A 5,589-nucleotide genomic window follows, 5' to 3' on the forward strand; every position below is an offset into this window, starting at 1 on the left:
GCGGGCGCGCAGGCTCGCCTGGCCCCGATGGGCGGCGATCGATGGCCTCTCCTGACTTGATGACAATGAGAGGGAACGGGGGTGACCAGGTGCGATCCCTGCCCATGTCGCTCGTCGCTCTTTCCTTGACCGGACTCGCCCGAGGATTCATGATGTGTTCCGCACAGGAGAATCCCCATGGCCAGCCGCGCGGTCGCACCCAGTAAACCCGTTCGCCAGACCGACGCCGAATGGCGCGCAGGGCTGCGGCGAAGCATGCGCCGCATCGCGCAGATGACCGGCGCGGGGCTGCTGCTGGGCGCGGGCGTCTTCCTCGCGCTCGCACTTGCCAGCTACACCCAGACCGATCCCAGCCCCTCGACCGCGGCCGACCCGGGCGAGGTCGCCAACTGGATGGGCCGCGCCGGGGCCTGGGCGGCGGACCGCGTGCTGCTGGTGTTCGGCCTGCCCGGCGTGCTGTTGCTGCCGCTGCTCTATGTCTCTGCCCGCAAGCTGTGGCGCGATGTCGAGAACGGCGACGCGCCCGAGACCACCGCCTGGTGGATGCCGACCGCGCTGCTGCTGATCGCGATGAGCCTCGTCGCGACCGTCCTCAGCCTCATGTTCGAAGGGCCGGGGGGCACGCTGCCGGCGCAATCGGGCGGGCTTGCGGGGCTGCTCGGCGCGGGCGCGATCCAGGCTGTTGCGGCGCGCTTCGGCGAGGCGGCGGAAGGCTGGGTGACCCTCGGCCTCGCGCTTGCCTGCCTTGGCGCAGGGGTGGCGCTGCTGACGCGGATCTTCGCGATCGACTGGCGGGTGCTGATGAGCCTGCCCGAATTCCTCGGCGGGGGCTCGCTGGCGGGGCTGATGCGCCGCCTGCCGTTTTCGGGCCGCCAGCAGAACGCGCTCACCTTCGCCGGCGAGATCAAGGATGAAGACGAGGACGAGGCTCCCGCCCGCCCGCGCCGCGCCGCCAAAGGCGAGGCCGCACCGGCATCCATCGCCGAGGATCGCCCGCGCCGCGCGCCCGAGATCAGCGATCCCTCCGCCCCGCCCAAGCGCGCCGCCACCGGCAAGACAGCGCAGGGCGACATGTTCGCGCCCTTCACCCTGCCGAGCCTCGACCTGCTCGCCGAACCCCCGGCCGACAAGGGCCCCAAGCTCGACAAGCTCGCGCTCGAACGCAACGCGCGGCTGCTCGAGAACGTGCTCGACGATTTCAACGTCAAGGGCGAGATCACCGCGGTGCGCACGGGCCCGGTCGTCACGATGTACGAGCTGGAACCCGCACCGGGGATCAAGGCCAGCCGCGTGGTGGGCCTCGCCGAAGACATCGCCCGCAACATGAGCGCGATCTCCGCGCGCGTCTCGCCGATCCCGGGGCGCACCGTCATGGGCATCGAGCTGCCCAATCAGGACCGCCAGGTGGTGATGCTCAAGGAGCTCGCCGCGGCGGCCGCCTTCGTGGATGCCAAGGGCAACCTGCCGGTGATCCTCGGCAAGGACATCGCGGGCGAACCCATCATCGCCGATCTTGCCGCGATGCCGCACCTGCTGGTGGCGGGGACCACCGGCTCGGGCAAGTCGGTGGGATTGAACGTCATTCTGCTCTCGCTGCTCTACCGCTTCACCCCGGCCGAGCTGCGGCTGATCCTGATCGACCCCAAGGTGCTCGAACTCAGCGTCTATGACGACATCCCGCACCTCCTCTCGCCCGTGGTGACCGAGCCGGCCAAGTCGGTGCGCGCGCTCAAATGGGCGGTCGAGGAGATGGAGCGGCGCTACCGGATGATGAGCGCGATCTCCTCGCGCAACATCAACTCCTTCAACGAGAAGGTCTCGGCCGCGATCGCCAAGGGCAAGCCCTTGGGCCGCCGGGTGCAGACCGGGTTCGACCCCGAGACCGGCGAGCAATTGTTCGAGGAAGAACAGCTCGATTACCAGCCGCTGCCGCAGATCGTGCTGATCGTCGACGAGCTCGCCGACCTGATGGTCACCGTCGGCAAGGAGATCGAGGTGCTGATCCAGCGCCTCAGCCAGAAGAGCCGCGCGGCGGGGATCCACCTGATCATGGCGACGCAGCGGCCTTCGGTCGACGTCATCACCGGGGTTATCAAGGCCAACCTGCCCACCCGCATCAGCTTCAAGGTGACCAGCCGTATCGACAGCCGCACGATCCTCGGCGAGCAGGGCGCCGAACAGCTGCTGGGCAAGGGCGACATGCTATACAAGCCCAACACCGGCGCGATGGTGCGCGTCCACGGACCGTTCGTCTCGGACGAGGAGGTCGAGGCGGTCGCCGTCCACTGGCGCGCGCAAGGCTCGCCCGCCTATGTCGACGCCGTCACCGAAGAGCCCGAGGAAGGCTTCGGCGGTTTCGGCTTCGAGGACGACCTCACCGCCTCGGACAATCCGGAAGAGCGCAAATACCGTCAGGCCTGCCAGATCGTGTTCGAGAACCAGAAAGCGAGCGGTTCGTGGCTCCAGCGCCAGATGGGCGTGGGCTACAACACCGCGGCCAAGTGGATCGAGCGGATGGAGGAAGACGGCTTCGTCGGCCCGGCCAACCATGTCGGCCGTCGGGAGATCTTCCGCGATTCCGACGGCAACCCGATCTGATTTTTCACGCGGAAGAACCTCTGCTGCCTTGCCGCCAGCGCGCGCCTAGCTTGCGCGACGCTCGTACAGAATGACCCCATTCGCCGAGCCGAAAGCATAGGACAGGCGGCAGAACGCATAGGCCTTGTCGACGTTGTCCAGCGAGAACGACGCCGAATTGGGCACGTCGCGGTCCCATGTCCCGGAGCGTTTGACGTCGCCCGGCAGCACCAGCGCGACATGGCCCGGCGATCCGGTCTTGACCGCAATGACCGGACGACCTGCGGTTGCCGCGCGCGCGGCAGCGGTCAGCGCCGCCTGATCCGACGCCCCGCCGATGCGCCGCCAGGCCGGATTGGACGCAGCCTCGCTGGCGATCGCATTGGCGGTCATCCAGCCGCCGCCCGGCAAGGCGAAGTCATCGAACCCGTAGAGGTCGGCGATCACCTTGCCGGCAAAGTAGTTGCAGGCGACCCGATCGGCGAGCGGGCCATTCACGGCATCGTCAGGACAGACGAAGTAACCCATCAGGCGTGTGCGCAAGGCGCGCTGCGCGTCACTGGTCAGCCACATGGCGGGATCGGTGGACATGCAATCGGCCGGCGCGGCCTGCGCTGCCGGTCCGACCAGGGCTGCCCCGGCCAGCAGCAAGGTAAGCCCCCGCGTCACGGTATCGGCTTCCCTCGCACGAGCGTCACCCACTTGTCGGCAATGATCGTGCCCTGCGGGCCGAAGCCATTGGCGTAGCGGATTTGCAGCTCATCGCCCGGTCTGGTTCGATCGAGCAGCTGGTCAAGATCCTGAGCACTGGCGGGCAGTTGCCCGTCGATGGACAAGATGACAGTTCCGGGCAGCAGGTTGGCACGCGCCATTGGGCTGCCCGGAACCACACATGTGACAAGAAGCGAATTAACGGTCTGCACCTGATTGAATGGGCGCACGATCTGGAATGGTCCCGTATGCCCGTCGCACAGGCCCAGCGAGCCCCGCGCTTCACCGCGCGACCGGATCGCAAGAGGGAAAATGGTCTCGCGCTGCACGCTGGTCTGACGATATTCGAGCCACTCCTTTCTCTCGTCAATCTCCGCCTGCAGGTTGATCACGCGGCGGAAGTCGTTTGAGCTGCTTTGGTCGTTGCTCGAGAACCGCACGCCGTGGGCGAGGAATCCCGCGAAATCCTGCGCGCTAAGAGCGGCCGCAGCTTTCTCCATATCGACCTCAAGGCTTGGATCGTCGTTCTTCATCGCGATCGCGTAGTCGGTGTGCAACTTGGCGAGTTCAGGTTTGCCCTCGTCTTGCGCCTTTTTCGCCGCTGCCTCGTGCCGCACAATCAGATCGTCACGGGATATCGTGGGGAAGAATGCGTCCTCAAAGCGCTTGATCATGTCTTCCGTTGCGTCGAAGCTGATGATCTGCGTACTGTTGATGATGTCTACATTGTCTTTGTATTCAAGGCTTTGTGTCATGGACTGTTTTAGCCGCTTGCGTCGACTGCCAAAGCCCAGCACCTGAAAACCGGATGAGCGGTATTTTGTGGTCGCTTTCTGAGTCTCTTCGACGAACCGGTCGATTGCGAGCCTCGCGTTGTAACGCCCCTGCACGAATGCCCACTTGGCATCGCGAAATCGGAATGCGACGTTGACCTCGAAGTCGCCGTTGCGGATCTTGTTCACCTCATACGGGCTTGGGTTGACCAAGGCGATGGGTGGCAGATTGTTAGAAAGTACGATCTGCGATCCCGGGTATTCGCGCGATGCCACTTCGATGCCATCGATCAGCAAAGCCAGACGGACCTCGTTGAGCACAGCGCTGCTCGTCTGGTAACTTTGATAGGTCCGCACATGCGCGTCGAGTTGGTCGTACCACGGCTTACGCTGCAGATAACTGTTAAGGATCAACTGCCTGACTTCGAAATTCGCAGTTGCAGCAGGGATCATCTGCGGATTGCCGAAGGGATCGACTGCCGGACGCGTATCGTAACTGACCAGAGCCTCCCCAGCGAGCGCTGCGCCAATTGCCGCCTGTTGTGGGACAATCGGCAGGCGCGCATTGTAGCTAACGGGAACGCCGATCGTCTTCACGAGCGAGGCAGTGGTCGAGGTCGGCTGGATGGGGTTGCCATTTCTGTCGGTGTAACGGATCGCTTCGGGCACGACCCACATATTCGGCAGCAGCCAAAGCTTCGGCTTGACGCCATCAACCTTTGGCCCGGAGAAGCCGGCCACGCGATACTCAACCCAGTTTCCGTCTGCATCCTGGTGGTAAAAATCAGGGATCAGCAGAAAGTCCGAGTTCGGCTCGACTTGGGCCATTGCCGGAGCGCCGACAATAACGGCGCCAAGCAGCGCGACGCTGCGCAAGATTTTCATGTTACCCCCCCGGATCTGATCGATTTCAACAATCGTGCGGGCAGAGTGACGCAACTCGCGAACTTTCGCAAGGACTTGCTGGCCGAGCGACTGATCGGGCCATGATATTGCCATCGGGGGGCGCGGAGGCGCGCCAGCAGATGCAAAAGGGCAACGTCCCGAAACTGTAAGGCGCGCGTCATGCAGCCTTCATTGCTGCGTCGCAGCATCGTCACCAAGCGCTGTCACAGGCGAGGCCTCTCTCCACTCGTAAGGGCCTCCCCTCATGCTTCGCACCCGTTTCACGCGCACCTCGCTGGTCGCGCTCGCCGCCACTCTCGCCGCCGCGCCGCACGCCGCCTTCGCGCAGGATGACACCGCTGCCACCAAGGACGACACCGCCTCGGGCAACGAGATCATCGTCACCACCCAGAAGATCGAGCAGCGCGCGCTCGACGTGCCGATCACCATCAGCGCCACCACCGGCGAGCGCATCCGCGAACTGGGCGTCGGCGATCTCGACGAGCTGTCCTATTACATCCCGGGCCTGCTCATCCAGGAACAGAGCGCCAACAACCCGGGCGTCGTGATCCGCGGCATCACCTCGGACTCGGGCTCGGCGCAGCAGGGCCCGCGCGTCACGCTCTATTACAACGGCGTCGAC

At 64.9% G+C, this 5,589-nt stretch carries 4 protein-coding genes; 2 read left to right on the plus strand and 2 right to left on the minus strand.

The features are described 5' to 3' along the window. Nucleotides 1–177 precede the first annotated feature (177 nt). Nucleotides 178–2,598, plus strand: coding sequence for a DNA translocase FtsK 4TM domain-containing protein (locus NBV68_RS17170; protein ID WP_296312177.1), 2,421 nt, complete (start codon nucleotides 178–180; stop codon nucleotides 2,596–2,598). A gap of 45 nt (nucleotides 2,599–2,643) precedes the next feature. On the opposite strand, the gene NBV68_RS17175 is transcribed toward NBV68_RS17170, so the two are convergent. Continuing rightward, a complete protein-coding gene (locus NBV68_RS17175) occupies nucleotides 2,644–3,246 on the minus strand; it encodes a hypothetical protein (protein ID WP_296312179.1) in 603 nt (200 codons plus the stop codon). Continuing rightward, nucleotides 3,243–4,946: a PDZ domain-containing protein gene (locus NBV68_RS17180; protein ID WP_296312182.1), complete on the minus strand. Its 1,704-nt coding sequence runs from the start codon at nucleotides 4,944–4,946 to the stop codon at nucleotides 3,243–3,245. Before NBV68_RS17180 ends, NBV68_RS17175 begins: the two co-directional genes overlap by 4 nt. 265 nt (nucleotides 4,947–5,211) lie before the next feature. Here NBV68_RS17180 and NBV68_RS17185 point away from each other — a divergent pair. Continuing rightward, nucleotides 5,212–5,589, plus strand: a 378-nt coding sequence (locus NBV68_RS17185) for a TonB-dependent receptor plug domain-containing protein (protein WP_296312185.1), incomplete at its 3' end; no start/stop codon positions are given.

Origin of the sequence: Erythrobacter sp., from assembly GCF_023653175.1 — a bacterium.
Lineage (GTDB): Bacteria > Pseudomonadota > Alphaproteobacteria > Sphingomonadales > Sphingomonadaceae > Erythrobacter.